The organism is Pseudomonas sp. GW821-FHT12A04, from assembly GCF_058807755.1.
In genome coordinates this window covers 546,450-570,581 of the sequence record NZ_JBXAQZ010000001.1, presented here as the reverse complement: position 1 = coordinate 570,581, position 24,132 = coordinate 546,450, and the positions used below count along the sequence as shown (strand labels likewise).

Sequence of the window (24,132 nt, the reverse complement as noted above, 5' to 3'; positions counted from 1 at the left end):
TTTTTGTGGGAGCGAGCTTGCTCGCGATGAGGGCATGTCAGGCGACTCATGTGCTGGATGACACACCGCTATCACGAGCAAGCCCGCTCCCACAGGGTTCAAGGCGTATGCAAAATTGATCTATAAAAAATAAAATCAATGCTATTGAGAGATAAGCGAAACCATTTAAGGCCTCCATAAGCCACTGCATCCAATGCATTCGAAGAATATTTTTGATGCTGCCAAGGCATACGCCACGGAGAGGTCCGCAGGCCTTGATATAGATCCAAATAGTCTAAAAATGTGAATTTATAGTATTTAAGTGTTGGTTCTACTTGGGCCTACTTTCGGCTCCTCAACGCCCGTTGCCTCAAGGAGCCGCACCCATGAACCTTCCCTTCAAACGTGTCATCAGTCTGTTCGCCGCACCGGCCCTGGCGGGTCTGCTGGCTTTCACGGCCAACGCTGGTGAACTCAAGGAAATCCGCATCGCCGTGCCGGACCTGAGTGCCGGTACCCAGCACAGTGGTGGCGGTGTCGTGGATGTGCTGCGTGATCAACAGATCTTCGAAAAGGCTTTCGCCGATCAAGGCATCAAGATTCAGTGGAGCTTCTTCAAGGGCGCAGGCCCGGTGATCAACGAGGCGTTCGCCAACGGTCAAGTGGACCTGGCCTACCTCGGCGATCTGGCGGCCATCATCGGCAAGTCCAATGGTCTGGATACGCGACTGCTCAGCGCCTCGGCGCGCGGGGTGAAGCATTACCTCGGCGTGGTGCCGGGTTCAGGGATCAAGACCCTGCAGGACCTCAAGGGCAAACGCGTGGCCATCTTCCGTGGCACCGCCAGCCAGCTGTCCTTTGACGCGGCGCTGGCTAGCCAGGGGTTGAGCGAGAAGGATGTGAAAGTCATCAACCTCGACTTCAACGCGGCGGTCGCGGCGCTGGCGGCGAAGCAGATCGATGCCTCGTGGGGCGGTTCCGGGCTGACGGCGTTGCAAGCCAAGGGGCTGGCCGAGTTACCGCTAAATACCAAGGACCTGGGCGGTGCGGGCAGCGTGCAGGCGGTGCTGATAGGGACTGGAAAGTTTGTCGATGCGCATCCGGAGGCGGTGGCGAAATTGCTCAAGGCCCAACAGCAGGCCGTGGAGTGGCTGACCCAGGACAGCAACAAGGACGCCTACATTCAGTTGGTGTCGGGGTTGGCGAGTTATCCGGCGGTGATCCTCACGCAGGACCTGAAGGATCAGAAACTGAGCGAGGTGTTCCCCTCGACGCTTGACCCGGTGTTCCTCGGCAAATTGCAGGATGCCGTGGACCTGGCTTCGCAGCAGAAGCTGATTCGCAAGTCGTTCAAGGTCAGTGATTGGGTGGCGCCGGAGTTGGCTGCTGCGAAGCTCTGAATCTTTAGTGAATTCATTGGCCTCATCGCGAGCAAGCTCGCTCCCACACTGACCGTGTGAACACTGGAGGTCCCCTGTGGGAGCGAGCTTGCTCGCGATGAGGCCCTAAACCGCAACGGGCATCTGCTGCCTGTCCACCGCCACCAACGTCTCGATCATCGCCCGCGCCGCCGGTGACAACCGGAACCCCGTGCGGCTGACAATCCCGCACCGCGCATTCATGCTCTCAATGTTCTGCGGCAGGTTGCGCCAGTGCAGCAGCACCAGCGAGCCCTGGGCAATGTCTTCAACAAACGCTTCTTCAGTCCCCACGCCGATGGCATTGGATTGCAGCACCACTTTCACCAGCGCCGGAAAATGCTCGGTCTCGATGGTCGGTGAAAAATCCACCCGCCCACTGAGGTTTGCCAGCAGTTTGCGAATGCCCGGCGGGATCTTCGTGGTCGCCAGCGGGTAATCGAACATGTCGTTGGTCGACAGGCTCTCCTTGGCCAGCAGCGGATGCCCTGGCCGGCAGAAAAACACGCCGCGCTTGGGCGTCAGAGCCTGGGTCTGGAAGTTCGGATCGGACTCGAAATGGCGGATGTCGGCGATGAAGAATTCGATCTCTTCACGGCTCAGGGCGCGGCTGAGTTTCTCCCAGTTATCCACCTCGAAACAGGTGCGCACTTTCGGGTGCGCGTTGATGAACTGCGCCACCGCATCCGGCACCAGTTTCACCGCCGGCGCCGGGCCGCAACCGAAGCGCAGTTCACCGGCATCGAGCTTGGTCATCTGCGTCACTTCGCAACTGAGCAACGCCGCACCCTGCACCAGGCTGCGGGCATGTTGCAGCACCACCAGGCCTTCAGGGGTGGGGCGCAAATCCTTGTTGCCACGGTCCACCAGGACGCAGCCGAACTCGTGTTCGAGCCCCTGAATGCTGCGGCTGAAGGCCGGCTGGGTAATGCCCATGGCCTCGGCCGCGCGCACGAAACTGCGGTGTTCGTCGAGGGCGATGAAGTAACGCAACTGGCGAAGATCCATATGCTTTTCCGGCATCCTAAAAATAGCTCGAAGGCATTTGCGACGAGGGTTGACTGAGGTTTTAAATGCAATCTCTTATTCCGTCAACGAAGCATGTAGATATCTATTAGATCTAAATGGAATATAGATAGAGCAGTGTTTCGCGGCCGGTTCAACCGCAAGCAGTCTGATGAGGGTCTACCCATGAGCAATGCCGCTTTCGCAGTACAACCCGCTGTTCACGCGCTTGAAATCCATCCGGTGGCCGGCCGCATCGGTGCCGAAATCCGTGGCGTACAGCTTTCGGGCGAGCTGGATGCCGCCACTGTTGAAGCCATTCAACAGGCACTGCTGCAATACAAAGTGATCTTCTTCCGCGACCAGACCCAGCTCGACGACCAACGCCAGGAGGCGTTCGCCCATCTGCTTGGCGAACCGGTGGCGCACCCGACCGTACCGGTGCGCGAAGGCACGCGCTTTCTGCTGGAGCTGGACGGTGCCGAGGGCCAGCGTGCCAGCTCCTGGCACACCGACGTGACCTTCGTCGAAGCCTACCCAAAAGCCTCGATCCTGCGCTCGGTGGTGGCCCCGGCTTTCGGCGGCGACACCCTGTGGGCCAACACCGCCACTGCCTATGACGGGTTGTCGGTGGAGCTGCGTGAGCTGGCCGACAAGCTGGTCGCCGTGCACAGCAACGAATACGACTACGCCGGCACCAGGCCTGACGTCTCGGCCGAGAAGCTGGAGCGCTATCGCAAGATTTTCACTTCGACCGTGTACGAGACCGAGCACCCGGTGGTCCGCGTGCACCCGGTCAGCGGTGAGAAGAGCCTGTTGCTGGGGCATTTCGTCAAACGCATCAAGGGTTATTCCCAGGCCGATTCGGCGCACCTGTTCGGTCTGTTGCAGAGCCATGTGATCCGCCAGGAAAACATCGTGCGCTGGCGCTGGAAGGCCGGTGATGTGGCGATCTGGGACAACCGCTCCACCCAGCATTACGCAGTGGATGACTACGGGACCCAGGATCGCATCGTGCGCCGGGTGACGCTCAAGGGGGAAGTGCCGGTGGGGGTGAACGGGCAGGTCAGCCAGACGGTGAAAGGGCCGGATATCGACGGCGTCTGAACTGACGCTATCGCGAGCAAGCTCGCTCCCACAGGGGATCTTCGGAGTTCACAGGATCAGTGTGGGAGCGAGCTTGCTCGCGATGGCGGCCTGGCAAGCAACAAAGCATTTACTTTGATCGGGAACCCCGCCTTATGAGTCCGTTGCACCTCGCTTCAACCTCTTCACCCCAACGGCTCAAACGCCTGCCACTGGCCTTGTTGCTGGCAGGCAGCGCCAGTTGGACCCAAGGCTATGCAGCCGACAGCGCCACCCCGGAATCCATTCCGGCCAAGGCCGCCACGGCCGACAGCGCGCAATTGGAAACCGTGACGGTCACCACTCGCCGCCGCGAAGAAAGTTCTCAGGATGTGCCGACGCCGATGAGCGTGGTCAGCGGCCAGACTCTGGAAACCCAGCGGGTCTATCGCATCCAGGATCTGCAGCAACTGGTGCCGAGCGTCAACGTCGCCTACATGCATGCGCGCCAATCCAGCGTGTCGATCCGTGGCCTGGGCAACAACCCGGCCAGCGATGGCCTGGAAGGCAGTGTCGGCCTGTACATCGACAACGTTTACCTCGGCCGCCCCGGCATGGCCGTATTCGACCTGATGGACATCGAGCAGCTCGAAGTGCTGCGTGGTCCGCAAGGCACCTTGTTCGGCAAGAACACCACCGCCGGCGTGATCAACATCAGCACCCGCGCGCCGACCTTTACCCCTGAACGCAGCATCGAATCTTCGGTGGGCGAGGACGGCTACTTCCAGACCAAGGGCACGATTTCCGGCCCGCTGAATGACGAACTGGCGGGACGTTTTTCCGCGTATCGCACCCGCAGCGACGGTGACATCAAGAATGAATTCGACGGCCACGATTTGAACGGTGGCTCCCGCGAAGGCTTCCGTGGGCAGTTGCTGTTCAAGCCTAACGAGTCGTTCAACTTGCGCTGGATCGGCGACTACAACGAGGAAGATTCCAGCGCCGGCACACGTGTGTTGTACAACACCGGCCCAACCATCAATGGCACCAACCTGTATCAGACCCGGGCCAACGCGGCGGGCGCGACACTGGTCGACGGCACGCACCGCAAGGTCAACCTGAACAACGAACAGCACGTCACCGTGCATCAGGGCGGTACTTCGGTCGAGGCCAACTGGACGCTGCCAAGCGACTTCACCCTGACCTCTATCAGCTCCTATCGCTGGTGGAATTTCACCCCGCGCAACGATGATGGTCTGAACGTATCCGCCTTCCACAACGCTGGCGTTTCGGTGGAGGATAAGCAGTACTCTCAGGAGTTTCGCCTGGCGTCGCCTACCGGTGGATTCTTCGATTACGTGCTCGGCGCCTACTACTTCGGTTCCGACCTGGACAACAAATCCTTCACCTTCTACGGACCGCAAGCGGACATCTGGAGCGGTACACCTAACGGTGCGCTGAACAACATCGACAGCGTCGGCAACGGTCACATCGAAACCAACAGCTTTGCGCTGTTCGCCCAAGGCACCTGGCACCTGACCGAACGCCTGGATTTCACCGCCGGGCTACGTGGCACCTATGAAGAGAAAAGCGCCAATGTCACCCGTGATGCCCCGGTGGGTGGTGCAGCGGTTACCGGTGCGGCGGCTGCGGCACGACGTGCTCGCGCTGGCGTCTTCGACTCCGGCGATCTGAATCAGTACAGCTCCAGCCCTTCGGGTCTGTTGAACCTCAGCTACCGCATCACCGACGACCTGCTCACATACGCCACCTTGTCCCATGGCGAAAAGTCCGGCGGGGTCAATCTGGCGGTAGGCACGGCAGCGGTTGCCGGCGCCGACTCGCTGCTGATCGGCACCGAGCGCGCCAATAACGCCGAGCTCGGTTTCAAGAGCACCCTGTGGGACCGTCGCCTGCAACTCAATGCCAACCTGTTCTGGACCCAGGTCAACGGCTATCAGACCAACGCCTACGACGCCATCAATCGCGTGCAATACCTGACGAACGCCGGCTCCGTGCGCTCCCGTGGCGTGGAGTTCGAAAGCACCCTGATCCCGCTGCGTGGCCTGACGCTGAACATCAACGGCTCGTACAACGACGTCAGCTACCTCTCCTACAAGGACGCGCCGTGCCCGCCGGAAGTCAGCCTGGCGCCGGGCGCTCCAGCGTCCTGCGACCTCAGCGGCCATCAAGTGGTCGGTGCTTCGAAATGGATCGGCAACGCCAATGGCGAATACAAATGGAACCTGAGCAACGGCTTCGAAGAGTACGTCACCGCCAGCTATGCGTTCCGCTCCAAAGCGGTGGGCACGGTGGAAGACTCCGACTTCGGGCAGATCCCGAGTTATGCGGTGGTCAACCTGTCCACCGGACTTCGCGGCGACTTCAACCAGGGGCAGTGGGACGTTTCGCTGTGGCTGAAAAACGCCTTCGACAAAACCTACTACACGACGCTGTGGACGGCTGCCAATGGCGGTTATGAAGGCCTGCTCGGCACACCGCGAACGCTGGGCGTGACCGGTCGATACGACTTCTGACGGCGAAAAACCATGCCTTGGATGAATACTTTCAATGCGGGCAAGGCATCGGTTTTTTTCCACTACGCCGGAGCCCTTGAACGGCGGGCTCTGGCGGTGGGTTGATGGTTTTATATATTCGCTAAAGGTCTAAACATAAGTTTAAACATTACTTTCAGCGCTAAGCGTTCAAGCCAATGATTGCTCTACCAGGACGTCGTCGGGGGATGTTCAGCACGACGTTCCGGTAATCCGCAAAGAGACCGCAAGGAGTTAAACAATGGGCAATGTCCAGACCGCCGCCGGTACACATGAAGTGCTGTGGCGCCTGGCACCCGGTGGTGAGCTGGTCGACCTCGGCCGACCGCACCGGGTGCCCTTGGGCCAGTTGCGTTTGCAGCGCGCGCCACAAGGCGTCCTTCGCCGACGGGAAACGATCGTGCTGGGCTTGCTGGCGTTGCTGGTGCATGGCGCGGTGATCTATTGGGTCAATCAGCAACCGACCACCGTGCTGCCCATCGTGCCACCGCAGATTCCGCCGATGACCATCGAGTTCTCGCGTCCGGCGCCACCGGTGGTCGAGCCGCCACCGCAACCTGTCCAGCCAGTGGTTGAGCCGCCTGCGCCCGTGGAAGACGAACTGGCTGTGAAGCCGCCGCCACCGAAGCCGGTTCCCAAGCCCAAAACGGTTGCCAAGCCGATACCGAAACCGGCGCCCAAGGCCGTTGAGCAACCACCCGCGCCGCCGAAACCGGCAGCGCCCGTAGCGGCTCCTGCGCCACCTGCTCCCCCGGCTCCAGCTCCCGTGACACCTGCTTCAGCGAACGCGGGCTATTTGAAAAATCCGGCGCCGGAATACCCCTCGCTGGCCCAGCGTCGTGGCTGGGAAGGCACGGTACTGTTGCGCGTGCATGTGCTGGCCAGCGGCAAGCCCGGCGAGGTCCAGATCCAGAAAAGCAGCGGCCGCGATGCGTTGGACGAAGCAGCGCTGAACGCGGTGAAGCGCTGGAGTTTCGTGCCGGCCAAACAGGGTGATGTCGCCCAGGACGGTTGGGTCAGCGTGCCCATCGATTTCAAGATTCATTAAACCGAAACCAAATTCGCGCGAAACGTTTACACGAGGAATACATCATGACGTTACTGGCATCTCCACTTGAATCCATCGAAAGCGCGGTGATCTGGCTGCTGGTGGTTTTTTCCGTCGCGACCTGGGGTCTGGCATTGCTCAAGGGCGTGCAGTTCGGTCGCCTCAAGGCACAGGATCGAAAGTTTCATCAACAGTTCTGGGCCGCTTCGAGTCTCGACTCGGCGGCCGAGCTGAGCGAAACCCGGCCCGGAGCGGCAGCCCGGGTTGCACAGGCCGGTTATGCGGCCATCCAGGTGGGCGAGGCGCCGCAGGCGGCGGACCTGAGCCAGGCGATCAATCATCAGGATCGTCTGGAGCGTGCCTTGCGACAGCAGATCGTGCGCGAGCGCCGGTCGCTGGAAACCGGGTTGGCGGTACTCGCGAGCATTGGCAGCACCTCGCCGTTCATTGGTCTGTTCGGCACGGTGTGGGGAATCATGGAAGCGTTGAAAGGCATCAGCGCGGCGGGCTCGGCAAGCCTTGAAACGGTCGCCGGGCCGATTGGTGCGGCACTGGTCGCCACCGGCGTAGGGATCGCCGTCGCGGTGCCGGCGGTGCTGGTTTACAACTATTTTTTGCGTCGTTTGAAACTGACGGCGGCGGACCTGGATGACTTCGCCCACGACTTCTACAGCCTGGCGCAGAAGAGTTCGTTCCGTGTGCTGATCCACCCGACGGCGCACAAAGTGGCGGCCCAGGGCAGCGTGCAGAAAGTGAAGGAGGCGTCCTGATATGGCCTTCTCCACGCAAGACACCGATGAGGTGCTCAGTGAGATCAACGTGACGCCGCTGGTGGATGTGATGCTGGTGTTGCTGGTGGTGTTCATCGTCACCGCACCGCTGCTGACCAACGCCATTCCGATCAACCTGCCCAAGACCGAAGCGGTGGCGCCGGTGGAGCAGAAAGACCCGTTGGTGGTGAGCATCGACGGTGTCGGCAAACTGTTTATCAACAAGGACGAGATACAGCCGGACTTGCTGGAGTTCAACCTCAAGTCGGCGAAGGCCAAGGACCCCGAGGTGCGCGTGCAGTTGCAGGCGGACGATGGGGTGAATTACGGCGAAGTGGCACGGGCCATGGCGTCGATTGAACGGGCAGGGATTACCAGGTTGTCGGTGATTACTGCGCGTTAACGGATTTTCGTTTTCCGGGGCCGTCTCCTTGGCAGGGTGCGGCCCTTTTTTTTGCCTCGATTTTCGCAACGCCGCAGTACCGCTGTGGGAGCGAGCTTGCTCGCGATGGCGGTGGATCAAACGACATCGATGTTGAATGTCCGGGCCCTATCGCGAGCAAGCTCGCTCCCACAGGTTATGTATTTAATATTCGATATGGATATTAATAAATAGCTTCTTATTCCTTAACGAATATAAATCCTCTCCCTATACTCGACCTGGAACAGACACGCAGCAGGAGAGCTCCCCCATGCGCAACGAATCAATTCGCTACCTGATTGTGCCGGGCTGGCAAGGATCGCCAGAAGATCATTGGCAAAGCCACTGGCAGAACAGCCTGCCGAATAGCGCACGGGTGGAACAGGCCGACTGGTTGACGCCGCGCCGTGAAGACTGGGTCGCGGCGCTGGCCGAGGCGATTGCCGCCGACAGCACGCCGGTGATTCTCATTGCCCACAGCCTGGGTTGCATCACCGTCGCCCATTGGGCCGCGAGTGCCCCCGTGCAGTTTTTGCGTCAAGTGCGCGGCGCGTTGCTCGTCGCACCGGCAGATGTCGAACGCCCGGCTTGCGCGCCGGCGTTGCGCAACTTCGCACCGATACCGACGGATCTGCTGCCGTTCCCCAGCCAGGTTGTCAGCTCCGACAACGACAGCGCCGTCAGTGCACCGCGGGCCCTGGAGCTGGCGCGTAACTGGGGCGCCGAGGCGGGGATTCTGTCGGGGGCCGGGCACATCAACGTGAAGTCCGGTCACCAGCGTTGGGAGCAAGGTTTTGCCTACCTCTATCGACTGCAAAACCGCATGGAACACCACGCCCTGCGCCGCGCTTGAACACTTTCTTTATTTAACGCCCCCGTCTCCCGGCGGTTTTGGGCGGGAGTCTGCCATGAGCTTTGAAACCTTCGGCCAGCCGCTGCTGACCTTTCCCGATGCGGAAAAAAGTCCCCTGAGCATCCGCGCCAAGGCGCTGGTGTTTGTCGATCCGCGTTCACGACAATTACGTGAAGACCTTGAGCAACTGGCCACGCGTTCAGTGTCAGTGCTTATCCGTGGCGAAACCGGCACCGGCAAGGAGTTGCTGGCCCGCCATATCCACCGCGCCAGTGATCGCGGCGGGTTGTTCGTGTCGGTCAACTGCGGCGCCATCAGCCCGACCTACGCCGACGCCGAATTGTTCGGCTATGCGGCGGGCAGCTACAGCGGCTCGGCGAGCAGTCGCGCCGGGTGGTTCGGTTCGGCCAATGGCGGCACGCTATACCTGGACGAAATCGGCGACCTGCCGCTGCCGATCCAGACCAAATTGCTCGCTGCCCTGGAGAACCACGAAGTCACCCGCGTCGGAGCCCATCAGCCGAGCCCGGTGGATGTGCGTCTGGTGGCGGCCACCAGCATCGATCTGGCCCAGGCGGTTGCCGCCGGAAAATTCCATGAACGCCTTTATCACTACCTCAGCGAAGGCCAACTCGAGCTGCCGGCACTGCGCGAACGCACAGGTGACATCCTGCCGCTGGCCGAATACTTCCTCGGTATCTACAGCCAGCGTCTCGACTTGCCAGTGCCGCTGATCAGCGAAGCGGCGCAGCTTGTGCTGGAACGGCACAGTTGGCCGGGCAATACCAGGGAACTGGAGAACGTCATTCACTTTGCATTACTGGTCAGTACGGGTGACGAAATCTTGCCGGAGCATTTGAATCTGCCGGTTGTCCGTCCATCTGCGGTTCTTGTACGAGGATGGATAGATCAACTTATTCAACAAGGGGATGTCGCTGAAGTCCGGGCGCTGAAAGAATATTTCGCAAGCATCAATATATAAGTACGTTTATTGGCGTTATAACGAAACCGGGCAATTGATGGTTGCCTGGTTTTTTTATGGGCGCTGATTGTTGCTGTTATATTTTGTACTATTTGCAGTGTGATTGTAACAATTTTGTATTTTGTGAGCTAATAGGTTTTGACATATCTTCTAGTTTCTCCCTGGATACATTGATATCCGTCGTTGTTACATATCATATGAAAAAGGATTTTTCTGTGAAGTTTGTTGGAAATAATGCTGCGATAGCTCCAGGTGTCGACGATGAGTTGAAAGATATCAATCCCCTTGTCGAGGGTTATATGCCTGCTGACCCGGAGATGGCGCCCCAGTCTTTTCAAGAGGCTGATTCTCCTGAGTGGATAGACCTCAAACGACTTCAGGTTTTCTCGACTTCGGGCGGAAACATAATTTACGCCAACGGATACCAGCAGTTGAGATTGATGGTAGTTGTACAAGCTGTCGACGAAGGGCAAAAGGTAGTTGGAATTTCCGAAAGCGAACTCGACAGCATTCAACTGCTGGATGCCTATTCCGGAAAAGCCCTGCCGATAGACACCATTCGAGACGGCGAGGAACCGGTGTGGAAGTGCATGCTGGAGCGACGCTTGTCGTACGCGCCGTTTCCTCACACGGGTGAACTGCATGGCCCGGTTGTGCGGGGGAAAGGCATCTTTCTCAAGGAGTTCTACGTCAGCAGCAACTCACCCGACCCCGTCAAGCTGATTGCGGCCATTACCCGTTCGGACGGTAAGGTGTTCTATTCGGAAGAAACCTCGGAATTCGGTGAAATAAGCCTGAGGACCGTGCCACCGCCGATCTATCGAAAAGAACAGTTCAGGGTCAAACACCTGTCCGCCAACTGGAAGCCGACAGAGAACGTTGCCAAGGTTGATCGATATGTCCTGGACCTGTTAGTGGACCAGCACCATATAAAATTCGTCGATTGCTCGATTGCCGGCGTATTGCATGCACGCAGTGAACATCCTGACTATCTCGGGTATTACGCCGTTGGCTATTTTAATGGGCTCAAGTCTAATGACGGCGCGGAGGCATTGTGGGAAACAGCCGATAAAATTGCGACCTACCATGATGAGCAAGGCAAAGTCACTTTTTTGATGCACTTTGCCAGAAAAGGCGGAGCGTCCACAGTTCGCTACGATCAATTGTCGGTGAAGATGTTTGTTCGGGATATGTATGGGAACGGGCATGAAGTCGACGTCGCAATGAACACCCAAAGCCCTTCGATGATCGAAGTTGTTTAATTTTACTGTATCTGCAGCGTCAAGGAATGATGATGAGTACAGCTATGCCAGAAGTGGAATCCAGTGCGTTCAATTTTTCTGAATTTATACAGTCTGGAGTGGACGTCCGTACCGGCTCTTATAGTACCAGCATTAATCTCGCGGGGTGGGTGGCCAACAATATCAACGGTCCGCTGATACCCTTCAGTATTTCATTCGATAGTTTCCGCACAACGGATTTCGGTTGGGGACGCGGTTGGTCATTGGGCTTGAGCTCCTACAATCGAAAGACCCGTAAGCTGACCCTTGCAAGCGGTGTTTCTTACCGTGTCTACATCAGCAGAGGGCAGCTCATCGTCCGGGATAAAAAGCTTCAAGACACTCGGGTCACGCTCGACGGCGACAACCTGGTTGTCAGCCATAAAAACGGTCTGATCGAGAGGTTGGTCAGGCCGGATGAAACTTATGATGAATGGTTGCCCGAACATGTCTTCTCCAACGAAGGGCGCTCGATCAACCTGAAATACATGTTGGTACGGGGCCGTCGCGTCCTGCACGAAATTCACGATCAGCAACAACGCGTCGTGGCCCTGAATCATGAAACGAAAGATCAACCCGCCAGCATTACCGTATGGCCTGATCATCCGCCAAGACGCTTGAAATTTGTTTTACGGGTTCGTGATGGTTGGCTTCGGCAGATAACCCTTGATCACGGTTCTGCCGAGCACCTTGCATGGTCATTCGATTACCAGTTACTCGATGGTTTTCTGGTCATGACGGATGTCCGCGCGCCGGGCGGCAGTGTCGAGCGTATCGAGTACGCTCCTCAGAAGCATCGGTTGCCGCTCGGGGCACCGATCAATGCCTTGCCGGCGGTGCGGCGCAGTGTTCTGGTGCCGGGTACAGGGTTGCCGACGATAACCCGTGTCTATGAATACTCCGACAAAAATTTCCTCGGCTATCAATCGGGACTTCGTTGGGTGCAGGACGGGGACCATCTGCATGGGCACAAAGGACCTTACACCTACTCCTGCACCGAACGCCTGGTTGCGGGGGAGGGTGTTAATGCGGTTGAACTGAGTCGCATCGAAAGAACCTACAACCGCTTTCACCTGATGATCTCGGAAAAATCCATTTCCAACGGCAAGGTTCAGCAAAAAACGGTTGTTTATCACGATGTTGACGGTCTGGACTTCTCTGGTCAGCCCGCCCATTTCCAACTGCAGAAAACAGCTGTCGTCAGTTATGTCGATATTTCCGCGAGCGCCACGCGCCGAACCGAAACTACCCATACGACCTATGATGAATTCGGCAATCTGCTAACCCAGATCAATCCGAGCGGAGCCCGGGAGGACTACGTCTATTATCCGGCCGAAGGTGCCGAGGGTTGCCCCCCCAATTCACTGGGCTTCATCACGGCATTGAAGGAGCGATCGGTCACGCCTTCACCTGATTTTGCCCCGGCGCCGACAGTCATTGTCCGTTTTTCCTACATCGACTTGCCCTCCTTGCGCGAAGGCGGTCATCGGTTTTTGTTGCCTCAAAGCGAAAGGTTGTTTGAAGGCGGGAACAACAAGCCATGCGTGGATACTCGATTCGAGTACATCGATGATGCCAGCGATGCATTTTACGGACGCCTCAAGAGTCGCTCGCAAACCGGGCACAACGGTCACCGCCGTCTCGAATTCAAATATTCAATTGATGGAGATTGGGTAAAAACCCTTCAACGATTGTTCGTGGGTAGTGAAAGGCATGATCGCAATGTCTGGCATGACCGATTTATCGGACAGGAAGTCAAGCTTCGGGATGGGGGCGGCAATGAGTTGTTGAAGAAGTACGACAATCTGAACCGTGTCGTTCGCGAGACAGCGGCATTCGATGGAACGGATATCGCGTCACGCATCACTGAATTCTACGGCGAAAGCCAGTCAGAGGACGGCGCAACCATCGGCATCACCAACATACGGGGAGTGCTGAGCAAGATTTGGCTCGACGGGGTCGGGCGCACGACCAAGGTCAAGGTTCAGGATTTCGATTCAGCCGACAGACCATTACGTCTGACCTATGAGGCCCACTACGACAATTTTGGGCGACTGGTGAGCGAAGTCAGCCAGGACTGGTCCGAGGGCAAGGCCACCGAGTCAACCACGACCTACAGCCACGACGGCTGGGGGCGCGTATGCAGAACGGTAGGTTCTGACGGTGTCCCGGTAAACGATGTGTTTGACCCGGTTTCATTGACTCGAACTTGCTGGCTCGACGGCGCTGGAAAAACCCGTTCTGTATTGAACGTGTTCGGTAAGCCGGACCGGGAAGAACGCATCGACTCCGAAGGTGCGGTCACTATCACCGCGACTTTTACCTACGACGGACTTGGGCGTTGCCTGACGCAAACCAACGAGGCGGGATTCGAAACGAGCTTCCGTTATGACCTTTACGGGCGTCTGATCGAGACGATTCTGCCGGATGGCACTTCGATAAAAAAAAAGTATGACCCCCTGAGCACGGGTGATCATCCAATCGAAATCAGTGCCGATGACTACGTATTGGGCACCCGGACTTACGACGGTTTGTTGCGTGTCACTCGTACGACCGTCGGCGGCAGAACCGAAACCAGGACCTATGAGGGGGGTGGTGCTCAAGCTTTGCAGCAAGTGACGGCGGCGGGCGATGTTTTCAGGTTCGCCCTTGATCCCATGCTCAACGGGGCAGTGACCGCGCGGATGGGCGGCCACGCTGAATCAGCCAGGCATCGATTTGATCCATTGACCGGGCAACTCGTCGAAACCTCCAGCCCTGCCATTCAGCGCCGGTTTGAGTACTCCAGGTCGGGCAAAGAAAAGTCCCGGGAGTGGATCTCCAGCGAAGGCCGCTTCGGCACTGCCACTACCCATTCATTGAATGGGCTGCCCATCAGCTTTATCGATGTCAACGATGTAGAAACCACTTACATCCATGACGCTGCGGCGCGGCCCGTGGAAATACGGCAGGGACCGGTTCTGGCGAAGTACGCCTACGGTGCCCGGGGCCAGTTGCTGACATTGAGTGTCGAGGACACCGCCTCGAAACGTTCGCTGACGACCACCTTGGTTCACGATGAGTTCGGTCGTGAGATTCAGCGTATTTCGCAGTTCGGCGACGGATCTCGCCTGGAGGTCATTCAAGCGTTTGGGGCCGATGACAAACTTCAGCAACGATCGCTGGTGTCCGGTGCGCAGTCACGTACAGAAACCTTCGCCTACGACAGCCGCGGGCGTCTGACGCGCTATGACTGTGAAGGCACGCAGGCACCGATCGATGCCTGGGGAAAACGCATTGATTTTCAGGCGTTCACCTACGACTACCTCGACAACCTGTTGACGGTGCGTACGGGGTTCGATGGTGAGGAGAACCTGTGCAGGTTTTCCTACGATCGTCCTGACAAAACCCAGTTGAGTTCAATGACTCACAGTCACGCGCACTATCAGCCCGGGCAAGTGAGTTTCGAATACGATGCCAACGGTAATCTGCTCAATGATAACCAGGGGCGCACGTTCAGGTATGACACGCTGAGTCGGCTCGAAAGTGTCGCCAGCGCTGGCGGTCGCACGCACTATCAATTCGACGGCGAAGATCAATTGCATGCGGTGGCTGCCGAATCCGCAGAGTTGATCAGGCTTTTCCATAGCGAACATGCGCTGTGCAGCGAAGTGGCGGGTAACCATCGACGCAGTCTGTTGTCAGGCGACGGCAAGTACTTGGCCGAGCAGCAAGGTGACGATGTTGTCTTGTTTGTCACGGATGGTCAGGGCACCGCCCTTGCTCGCCTTGGATCTCAAGACGAATCTGTTTTGTCCTGCCTTCCTTATGGTGATCGCCCCGCATCGAGCGGACTTGGCGCCCTGCTGGGGTTTCAGGGTGAGCGACTGGACCCTTCAACCGGGTGTTACCTGCTCGGCAGGGGGTATCGGGCCTACAACCCCCGATTGATGCGATTTCACAGCCCCGACAGTTGGAGCCCCTTTGAGGGTGGCGGCCTCAATGCCTATGCCTATTGTCTGGGGGATCCGGTCAATCTCAAGGATCCCACCGGGCATATCCCGACCCTGGGATGGGTGAAAATCGGAGTGACTGCCGCCCTGGCCGCCGCCGCGATTGCCCTCACCGTCGTGACCATGGGCGCAACCGCACCACTCGTGCCGATCTCGGCCAACGCCTTGGCCTTTTTAACCCTGGAGGTCATTTCCGCGACAGTTTCAATTGCCTCCGCGGTTGTCGATGAACTGGCCCCGGATAGCCTTGGCGCCCAGATATTGACCTACTCGTCGCTGGCGCTGGGAGTGGTGTCGTTGGGGGCCACCGCGGTTGCAAAAATTGGCAGTAAAGGCATTGGCTTTGCGTTGACGAAAAGTGTCGGCTCCCTGGCAGACGTGGTGGCTGCACAGCGAGGGGCAGCGCGGGTGGCGGTGGGGCGGCGTCTACACGGCGCTGTTTCTACGGCAAGTGAGGCATTGAGAAACACGGTCAAATTACAGAGCCGGCTGAACAACGTGTTGACGGCAAAAACGGTCACCAGTGGGGTGGGTATCGCTGCCAAATCAGCATTCGTGGTCGCGAATTCGGAAAAGTACGCTGCCAAAGCCGACGCATTGCTTCAAGACTACTGGCCATCACTGACTGAGGGTTTCAGTGCCCAGAAATTTCGAAGCGATGCGCTGGACGCTCTGGAGTCATTCACCCATGAGATTGGCGAGCAGATCATCAAGCTGCGCGGTGTTTGAACAACGATGAGCAGAGATCTAGATTTTTTCAAAATGGAATATCAACTTGAATAAAAGTTATTGTTCGGGAATAAAAAATCCCGGTATTGTCCGCTTTACGCCAGCGATAGCACTTCACTGGCACTCTCATGTTCAAGCCGTCGCCACAAGCGACTGTGATTTTCGATAAGGACACTGCATGAAAAAGGTTCTGTTGTTCACCGCACTGGCGGCTGCCCTGACCGCGGGCCTGGCCCAGGCTGGCGAGAAACTGGTGGTTGCCGCGACCCCGGTTCCACACGCCGAGATTCTCGAGCTGATCAAGCCAACCCTCGCCAAAGAAGGCGTGGACCTGGAAATCAAAGTCTTCACCGACTACGTTCAGCCGAACGTGCAGGTCGATCAGAAGCGTCTGGACGCCAACTACTTCCAGACCCTGCCGTACCTGAAGAGCTTCAACGAAGGCAAAGGCACTCACTTGGAAACCGTGATCGGTGTTCACGTTGAACCCTTCGGCGGCTACTCGAAGAAAGTCAAAACCCTGGCTGAACTGAAAGACGGCGCGACCATCGCCATCCCGAACGAAGGCAGCAACAGCGGCCGTGCCCTGATCCTGCTGCAGAAAGCTGGCCTGATCGAGTTGAAAGACCCGAAAAACGCCCTGGCCACGCCGAAAGACATCGCCAAGAACCCGCACAACTTCAAGTTCAAGGAGCTTGAGTCCGCGATGTTGCCGCGTGTGCTGGATCAGGTCGACCTGGACATGATCAACACCAACTACGCGCTGGAAGCGGGTCTGAACCCGGCTAAAGACGCCCTGGTGATCGAAGGTGCCGATTCGCCTTATGTGAACTTCCTGGTGGCCCGTCCGGACAACAAGGACAGCGTTGCCATCCAGAAACTGGCCAAAGCCCTGACCAGCCCGGAAGTGAAAGCCTTCATCGAGAAGAAGTACAGCGGCGCGGTACTGCCTGCGTTCTGATTCGCGAAGCAAACCCCTTCAAGGTTTCAAACGCCGACGGCTGATTTAGCGTCGGCGTTTTTTTATGGGTGCTCGATTTAACTGTGGCGAGGGGGCTTGTCGGGCCGCAGCATTCGCCCAGGGGAGCGCGGGAGATCTGTTTGGGGCCGCTTCGCAGCCCAACGGGGGCAAGCCCCCTCCACAGGGAGCCAGTTGACTCTGAATTGCTCAGGCCGGCCTGGCCTCCAATGCCCTGCGCAACGCCATCAAGAGTTTCAGAATGTCCTGCGGATCCAGCCGTTGCGGCGGTTGTACGTCTGCCATGTTCTCGTCCTTGTGAGATTTTGGCCGGGAGTCTGGCCAAAAGTGGTTCGTCCTTGGAGAGGCGTTTCGAAAAAAAGATCCTTCCTACGGCGCAAGGGAAAATAGACGTCTTCCATCTCCCGTCAAATTACGCGCCGTTCACTCCGGCCAATACCACGCCGGCTCATCCAGCATCCGCTGCCCGACAATCCCGGTCTGTCCGAGGTTCTTCTCCAGCACGATGCAATTGCACTCCGGGTCCTCCTGCAACGCCGAAATCAAACGTCGGGCGTGGGACACCACCCATACCTGACACTGCTCGGACGCGCGGATGATCAAGCGCGCCAGCGCCGGCAGCAGATCCGGGTGCAGGCTGGTTTCCGGTTCGTTCAGCACCATCAGCGTCGGCGGGCGTGGCGTCAGCAGCGCCGCGACCAGCAGCAGGTAACGCAACGTTCCGTCCGACAACTCGGCAGCCGACAGCGGCCGCAACAAACCTTCCTGAAAGAACTCGATGGCGAAGCGCCCACCCGGCAGAGGTTCGATGTTCAGTCGTGCACCGGGGAAGGCGTCGCTGATCGCCGCCCGCAAGGCCTCGGGGTCGCCAATTTCGATGATCGTCTGCAAGGCCGCCGCCAGATCGCGTCCGTCGTGGTGCAGCACCGGCGTGCGGGTGCCCAGTTGCGGTTGTCGCGCCGGGGCGTCGGAATCGCTGCGAAAGTGATCGTAAAAGCGCCAGCGGCGGATGGACTCGCGCATATCCAGCACTTCAGGCGAACTGCGCAGGCTGCCGACCTGATCGAACAGGCTGTCGAAAGTCGGCGTGTGCTGCGCCAATACATCCCACTTTCGATCGGCGCGGGCACGGATCATCGGGCCGTCACGATCGACCAGCAGACTGGCCGGGCGATAGAACGCTCCGGCCCACAGGCATTCGCGTTTGATCTGTGGGTCGAGGCTGAAGTAAGACGGTATCGGCGTGCTGCGTCCGGGCAGCATGAAATGGCCGTTGGAATCGGGCAGGCCGAGGCTGATCGAGTAGCCGAAATCCTCTCCCGCAAACCCCAGGCGCAGGCGTTTGACGCCCTGGCGCACGGTGGGCTCGATGGCGACTTCGCCAGTGCGCATGCGCCGGGAGATGGTTTCCGGGCCGGCCCAGAAGGTCGAATCCAGGCCACCTTCACGGGCCAGGGCATTGACCACCCCGCCGTGGGCGGTTTCCGCCAGCAGGCGCAGCGCACGGTACAGGTTGGACTTGCCGCTGCCGTTGGGGCCGGTGATCAGATTCAGCCGTCCCAGCGGGATCACCAGTTTGTTGATCGAACGGTAATTGGCCACCGCGAGGGTCTTGAGCATTTGGGTTCCTGAGGGGGGATCGACCGGGGCTCATTGTCAGGCATGCACACGCGTCTATGGCAAGTGTTTCAGGGCTGAAAGAGTGTGAGCTTTTTCTTCATAAGACGCTCGTGCAAGGTTCCAATCCTGTTCTAAGCTCTCTGTCGAGTTGTACATGGAAAAGGCCAAGGAGTTTGCATGGTGGTTCCCGGATTTAAAGTAGTCATGGCCTTGAGTGTCGTCACCCTGCTGACGGCTTGCGACGAGAAAAAACCCGTGCAGGAATACCTGCCACGGGTGTTCGTGCAAGTCGTTAAGCCGGCCGATTACGCGGTCCCGGTTACCCTCACCGGTGATATCCAGGCCCGGGTACAGACGGAGCTGTCTTTCCGCGTGGGTGGCAAGATCATCCAGCGCTCGGTCGACGTCGGTGATCGAGTGACCGCCAAGCAAGTGCTGGCCCGGCTCGACCCCAAGGATTTGCAGACCAATGTCGATTCGGCCCAGGCGCAAGTCGTCGCCGAACAGGCGCGGGTGACGCAAAGTGCGGCGGCGTTCGTGCGTCAGCAAAAATTGCTGCCCAAGGGTTACACCAGCCAGAGCGAATACGACTCGGCCCAGGCAACCTTGCACAGCAGCCAGAGCGCCCTGAGCGCTGCCAAGGCGCAGTTGGCCAATGCCAAGGATCAGTTGAGCTATACGGCGCTGATCGCCGATGCACCGGGGATCATTACCGAGCGCCAGGCGGAAGTCGGCCAGGTGGTGCAGGCGACGATGCCGATCTTCAGCCTGGCCCGTGACGGCGACCGGGATGCGGTGTTCAACGTCTATGAATCGCTGCTGGCCGAGAAGCCGAGAGATCACACCATTGTCCTCAGCCTGGTCGATAACCCTGCGATCAAAACCACTGGCACCGTACGCGAAATCACCCCGGCGGTGTCGGCGCAATCCGGAACCGTGCAGGTCAAGGTCGGCCTCGACAAACTGCCCGACGGCATGCAGTTGGGTTCGGTGGTGAGTGCCACGGCCAGCGGATCGGGCAAGTCGGTCATCGAGTTGCCGTGGTCGGCGCTGACCAAAAACATCAGTGCCCCCGCTGTCTGGATTGTCGACGACAAGGGCAAGGCCCAATTGCATTCAGTCACGGTCGGCCGCTACCTGACCGGCAAGGTCATCATCAGCGGCGGGTTGAAGGACGGGGACAAAGTCATCATCGCCGGCGGACAACTCTTGCACCCGGACATGGAAGTCGAAATTGCCGAAAACACTTACAAGGATCTGACGTGGGGAGCCAAGCCATGAAGCCTTTATGGGCGTTGTCCATCGGGCTGGTGCTGAGCGCCTGTTCCAAAAACGAACCGCCGCCGGCGCCGGTACGGCCGGTGTTGTCGATCAAGGTCCAGACCTTGAGCGAAGAGGACCTGGGCCGCTTCGCCGGTAGCATCCAGGCGCGCTATGAAAGCAATACCGGCTTCCGCGTGGACGGGCGAATCGCCAGCCGTAACGTCGATGTCGGCGCCGAGGTGGAGAAGGGGACGCTGCTCGCCACCCTCGACCCTTCCGACCAGCAGAACCAATTGCGTTCGGCCCAGGGCGACCTGTCGAAAATTCAGGCGCAACTGATCAATGCCAAGGCCAGTGCCCTGCGCCAGCAAGCCTTGTTTGATCGTGGGGTCGGCGCGCAAGCGCAACTCGACGAGGCCAACACGGACCTCAAAACCACCCAGGCCTCCCTCGATCAGGCCCGGGCGGCCGTCAACCAGAGCAAGGACCAACTGGGCTACACCGAGCTGCGCGCCGACCATAAAGCCGTGGTCACCCAATGGAGCGCCGAGGCCGGGCAAGTGGTAACGGCCGGTCAGCAAGTGGTGACTCTGGCGCAACCGGACATCAAGGAAGCGGTGATCGACCTGCCCGATACCCTGGTCGATCAACTGCCCAGCGATGTGGTGTTTCTGGTCGCTGCGCAGCTGGATCCGAGCATCAACACCACCGCCATCATCCGTGAAATCGAACCTCAGGCTCAAAGCGCCACACGCACCCGTCGCGCCCGCCTGAGCCTGGCTGAAACACCAGATGGCTTTCGCCTCGGCACAGCCATCAGCGTCACCCTGAGCTCGGCGATCAAGCCGCGTATCGAGTTGCCTGTCACCGCGCTGCAGGAGGTCGATGGCAAGCCACGCATCTGGGTGATTGATGCACAGAATAAAACCGTCTCCCCCCGTGACATCACCGTGATCAGCCGTACCGACAGCACCGTGGTGCTGGCTGGCGGCGTGAAGAACGGCGAGCGGGTGGTCAGTGCCGGTGTGAACAGCCTCAAGCCGGGGCAACAAGTGAAAATCGACGAGGACAGTCAATGAAAGGGCCTTTCAACCTCTCGGAATGGGCCCTCAAGCATCAGTCGTTCATCTGGTATCTGATGTTCGTCGCGTTGTTGATGGGTGTGTTCTCGTATTTCAACCTGGGGCGCGAAGAAGACCCTTCGTTCACCATCAAGACCATGGTGATCCAGAGCAAATGGCCGGGGGCGACCCAGGAGGAAACCCTCGAACAGATCACTGACCGGATCGAGAAGAAGCTCGAGGAGCTCGACTCCCTCGACTATGTGAAAAGCTACACGCGCCCCGGCGAATCGACGGTGTACGTGAACCTGCGCGACACCACCAGTGCCAAGGACATCCCGGAAATCTGGTACCAGGTGCGCAAGAAGATCAACGACATCAAATACCAATTCCCGCAAGGCATACAGGGGCCGTCGTTCAACGACGAGTTCGGTGACGTCTTCGGGTCGATCTACGCCTTCACCGCCGACGGCCTGACCATGCGTCAGTTGCGCGACTACGTGGAACAGGCCCGCATGGAAATTCGCGGCGTGCCGGGGCTGGGCAAGATCGAAATGGTCGGCCAGCAGGACGAAGTGCTGTACCTGAACTTCTCCACACGCAAACTCGCTGCGCTGGGCATCGATCAGCGTCAGGTGGTGCAGAGCCTGCAAACCCAGAACTCCGTGACCCCGGCGGGTGTCATCGAGGCCGGGCCGGAGCGGATTTCGGTGCGCACTTCGGGGCAGTTCGCTTCGGAGAAAGACCTGGCCGAGGTCAACCTCAAGCTCAATGACCGCTTCTATCGTCTGGCCGACATTGCCGAAATCAGCCGCGGCTACGTCGATCCGGCCTCGCCGGAATTCCGCTTCAACGGCAAACCGGCCATCGGCCTGGCGATTGCCATGCAGAAGGGTGGCAACGTCCAGGCGTTCGGCAAGGCCCTGCACACCCGTATTGACCAGTTGACCGCCGACCTGCCGGTCGGTGTCGGCATTGACAACGTCTCCGACCAGGCCGTAGTGGTGGAGGAGGCCGTTGGCGGCTTTACCAGCGCGTTGTTCGAGGCCGTGGTGATCGTACTGTTGGTCAGCTTCGTCAGCCTTGGCGTGCGCGCCGGGCTGGTGGTGGCGTGCTCGATCCCGCTGGTGCTGGCGATGGTGTTCGTGTTCATGGAATACAGCGGCATCACCATGCAGCGGATTTCCCTCGGTGCACTGATCATCGCCCTCGGCCTGCTGGTGGACGATGCGATGATCACCGTGGAAATGATGGTCACGCGTCTGGAATTGGGCGAGACCAAGGAGCAGGCGGCGACCTTCGCCTACACCTCCACGGCGTTCCCGATGCTCACCGGCACGCTGGTGACGGTGGCGGGCTTCGTGCCGATCGGCTTGAACGCCAGCTCGGCCGGTGAATACACCTACACCCTGTTTGCGGTGATTGCCTGCGCGATGCTGGTGTCGTGGGTGGTGGCGGTATTGTTTGCGCCGGTGATCGGCGTGCACATTCTCAGTACCAACGTGAAACCCCATGAAGGCGAACCCGGGCGTATCGGCAAGGCGTTCAACGGCGGGCTGCTGTGGTGCATGCGCAATCGCTGGTGGGCCATTGGCATCACCGTACTGTGCTTTGTACTGGCGGTGTTCAGCATGCGCTACGTGCAGAACCAGTTCTTCCCGTCTTCGGATCGGCCGGAAATCCTGGTGGACCTGAACCTGCCGCAAAACGCCTCGATCGACGAAACCCGCCGGGCCGTCGATCGCCTTGAAGCCACGCTCAAGGACGATCCGGACATCGTGCGCTGGAGCACCTACGTCGGCCAGGGTGCTATCCGCTTCTATCTGCCACTGGACCAGCAACTGCAAAACCCGTTCTACGCGCAGTTGGTGATCGTCAGCAAAGGCCATACCCGTGAGGCCATGATGCAGAAGCTTCGCGAGCGCTTGCGCAACGACTTCGTTGGCATCGGCAGTTATGTCCAGGCACTGGAAATGGGCCCGCCGGTAGGGCGTCCGATCCAGTACCGGGTCAGCGGCAAGGACGTCGACCAGGTGCGCCGACATGCCATCGACCTGGCCACTGAGCTGGACAAGAACCCGCACATTGGCGAGATCATCTACGACTGGAACGAACCGGGCAAAGTGCTGCGGATCGACATCGCCCAGGACAAGGCGCGGCAGTTGGGGTTGTCTTCGGAGGATGTGGCCAACCTGATGAACGGCATCGTCAGCGGCCAGTCAGTGACCCAGGTCGATGACGACATTTACCTGATCAACGTGGTCGGTCGCGCGGTGGATTCCGAACGCGGTACGCCGGAAACCCTGCAGAACCTGCAAATCGTCACGCCAAGCGGCACGTCGATACCGCTGCTGGCGTTCGCCACGGTGCGCTACGAACTGGAGCAGCCGCTGGTGTGGCGTCGCGATCGCCTGCCGACCATCACCATCAAGGCGGCGATACGCGACGAGATCCAGCCGACGGACCTGGTGAAAATCCTCAAGCCGTCCATCGACGATTTCGCTGCCAAATTGCCGGCGGGCTACAAGGTCGCCACCGGTGGTACGGTGGAGGAAAGCGGCAAGGCCCAGGGACCGATTGCCAAAGTTGTGCCGCTGATGCTGTTCTTGATGGCGACCTTCCTGATGATCCAGCTGCACAGCGTGCAGAAGCTGTTCCTGGTGGCCAGCGTCGCGCCGCTGGGGCTGATCGGCGTGGTGATCGCGCTGGTGCCGACAGGCACGCCCATGGGCTTCGTGGCGATCCTCGGGATTCTGGCGCTGATCGGTATCATCATTCGCAACTCGGTGATCCTGGTGACCCAGATCGAGGAATACGAACTGAAGGGCTATGCGCCGTGGGATGCAGTGGTGCAGGCCACCGAACATCGGCGCCGGCCGATCCTGCTGACTGCGGCGGCGGCGAGCATGGGGATGATCCCGATTGCCCGGGAAGTGTTCTGGGGGCCGATGGCCTACGCGATGATCGGCGGGATCGTCATCGCCACCTTGCTGACGCTGCTGTTTTTGCCGGCGCTGTATGTGGCCTGGTACAAGATTCGCGAGCCGAAGAAAGACGCTGTTTAAAAAGCGAGCGCTTCGCGCTCATCGCGAGCAAGCTCGCTCCCACAGGT

Annotated in this window: 16 protein-coding genes; 14 read left to right on the top strand and 2 right to left on the bottom strand. The window is 59.0% G+C overall.

All coding sequences use genetic code 11. The annotated features are described in order from the left end of the window. The first annotated feature begins 365 nt into the window (after positions 1 to 365). The gene (locus AC1RS8_RS02425; RefSeq protein ID WP_154861275.1) at positions 366 to 1,379 is read left to right on the top strand and encodes an ABC transporter substrate-binding protein; all 1,014 of its coding nucleotides are present in this window, start codon (positions 366 to 368) and stop codon (positions 1,377 to 1,379) included. A 105-nt stretch (positions 1,380 to 1,484) separates the two neighbouring features. On the opposite strand, the gene AC1RS8_RS02420 is transcribed toward AC1RS8_RS02425, so the two are convergent. Beyond that, the gene (locus tag AC1RS8_RS02420) at positions 1,485 to 2,405 is read right to left on the bottom strand and encodes a LysR family transcriptional regulator (protein WP_090452450.1); all 921 of its coding nucleotides are present in this window, start codon (positions 2,403 to 2,405) and stop codon (positions 1,485 to 1,487) included. A 183-nt stretch (positions 2,406 to 2,588) separates the two neighbouring features. Between AC1RS8_RS02420 and AC1RS8_RS02415 the strand changes: the two genes are divergently transcribed. From AC1RS8_RS02415 to AC1RS8_RS02370, 10 genes are all read left to right on the top strand, one after another. Next, positions 2,589 to 3,509 carry a TauD/TfdA dioxygenase family protein gene (locus AC1RS8_RS02415; RefSeq protein WP_090452452.1) on the top strand — a complete coding sequence of 307 codons (921 nt, stop codon included), beginning with the start codon at positions 2,589 to 2,591 and terminating at the stop codon, positions 3,507 to 3,509. A gap of 134 nt (positions 3,510 to 3,643) precedes the next feature. Continuing rightward, complete coding sequence (locus AC1RS8_RS02410) at positions 3,644 to 6,004, top strand: TonB-dependent receptor (protein WP_489339537.1); 2,361 nt, start codon at positions 3,644 to 3,646, stop codon at positions 6,002 to 6,004. Between the two features lie 259 nt (positions 6,005 to 6,263). Continuing rightward, positions 6,264 to 7,070 (top strand): energy transducer TonB, encoded by an 807-nt coding sequence (locus tag AC1RS8_RS02405; RefSeq protein ID WP_489339538.1) that lies wholly within the window; start codon positions 6,264 to 6,266, stop codon positions 7,068 to 7,070. A 44-nt stretch (positions 7,071 to 7,114) separates the two neighbouring features. Then, positions 7,115 to 7,840 carry a MotA/TolQ/ExbB proton channel family protein gene (locus AC1RS8_RS02400; protein ID WP_057712499.1) on the top strand — a complete coding sequence of 242 codons (726 nt, stop codon included), beginning with the start codon at positions 7,115 to 7,117 and terminating at the stop codon, positions 7,838 to 7,840. A gap of 1 nt (position 7,841) precedes the next feature. Further along, positions 7,842 to 8,243: an ExbD/TolR family protein gene (locus AC1RS8_RS02395; RefSeq protein WP_349734809.1), complete on the top strand. Its 402-nt coding sequence runs from the start codon at positions 7,842 to 7,844 to the stop codon at positions 8,241 to 8,243. A 289-nt stretch (positions 8,244 to 8,532) separates the two neighbouring features. Beyond that, positions 8,533 to 9,114, top strand: coding sequence for an alpha/beta hydrolase (locus AC1RS8_RS02390; protein WP_090452457.1), 582 nt, complete (start codon positions 8,533 to 8,535; stop codon positions 9,112 to 9,114). 55 nt (positions 9,115 to 9,169) lie between these two features. Beyond that, the gene (locus AC1RS8_RS02385) at positions 9,170 to 10,096 is read left to right on the top strand and encodes a sigma 54-interacting transcriptional regulator (protein ID WP_102670657.1); all 927 of its coding nucleotides are present in this window, start codon (positions 9,170 to 9,172) and stop codon (positions 10,094 to 10,096) included. A gap of 215 nt (positions 10,097 to 10,311) precedes the next feature. Next, positions 10,312 to 11,358, top strand: coding sequence for a hypothetical protein (locus AC1RS8_RS02380; RefSeq protein WP_139212592.1), 1,047 nt, complete (start codon positions 10,312 to 10,314; stop codon positions 11,356 to 11,358). A 44-nt stretch (positions 11,359 to 11,402) separates the two neighbouring features. Then, positions 11,403 to 16,097, top strand: a complete 4,695-nt coding sequence (locus tag AC1RS8_RS02375; protein WP_489339539.1) for an RHS repeat domain-containing protein — start codon at positions 11,403 to 11,405, stop codon at positions 16,095 to 16,097. A 178-nt stretch (positions 16,098 to 16,275) separates the two neighbouring features. Beyond that, positions 16,276 to 17,058 carry a MetQ/NlpA family ABC transporter substrate-binding protein gene (locus AC1RS8_RS02370; protein WP_007972924.1) on the top strand — a complete coding sequence of 261 codons (783 nt, stop codon included), beginning with the start codon at positions 16,276 to 16,278 and terminating at the stop codon, positions 17,056 to 17,058. A 441-nt stretch (positions 17,059 to 17,499) separates the two neighbouring features. On the opposite strand, the gene AC1RS8_RS02365 is transcribed toward AC1RS8_RS02370, so the two are convergent. Continuing rightward, complete coding sequence (locus tag AC1RS8_RS02365; RefSeq protein WP_489339540.1) at positions 17,500 to 18,696, bottom strand: AAA family ATPase; 1,197 nt, start codon at positions 18,694 to 18,696, stop codon at positions 17,500 to 17,502. A gap of 177 nt (positions 18,697 to 18,873) precedes the next feature. Between AC1RS8_RS02365 and AC1RS8_RS02360 the strand changes: the two genes are divergently transcribed. The 3 genes from AC1RS8_RS02360 to AC1RS8_RS02350 are packed head-to-tail and all read left to right on the top strand — an operon-like array spanning position 18,874 to position 24,085. Further along, complete coding sequence (locus AC1RS8_RS02360) at positions 18,874 to 19,977, top strand: efflux RND transporter periplasmic adaptor subunit (RefSeq protein ID WP_057712492.1); 1,104 nt, start codon at positions 18,874 to 18,876, stop codon at positions 19,975 to 19,977. Next, the gene (locus AC1RS8_RS02355; RefSeq protein ID WP_489339541.1) at positions 19,974 to 21,038 is read left to right on the top strand and encodes an efflux RND transporter periplasmic adaptor subunit; all 1,065 of its coding nucleotides are present in this window, start codon (positions 19,974 to 19,976) and stop codon (positions 21,036 to 21,038) included. The genes AC1RS8_RS02360 and AC1RS8_RS02355 overlap by 4 nt, the downstream gene beginning before the upstream one ends. Next, positions 21,035 to 24,085, top strand: coding sequence for an efflux RND transporter permease subunit (locus tag AC1RS8_RS02350; RefSeq protein ID WP_057712490.1), 3,051 nt, complete (start codon positions 21,035 to 21,037; stop codon positions 24,083 to 24,085). Before AC1RS8_RS02355 ends, AC1RS8_RS02350 begins: the two co-directional genes overlap by 4 nt. Positions 24,086 to 24,132: the final 47 nt, after the last annotated feature.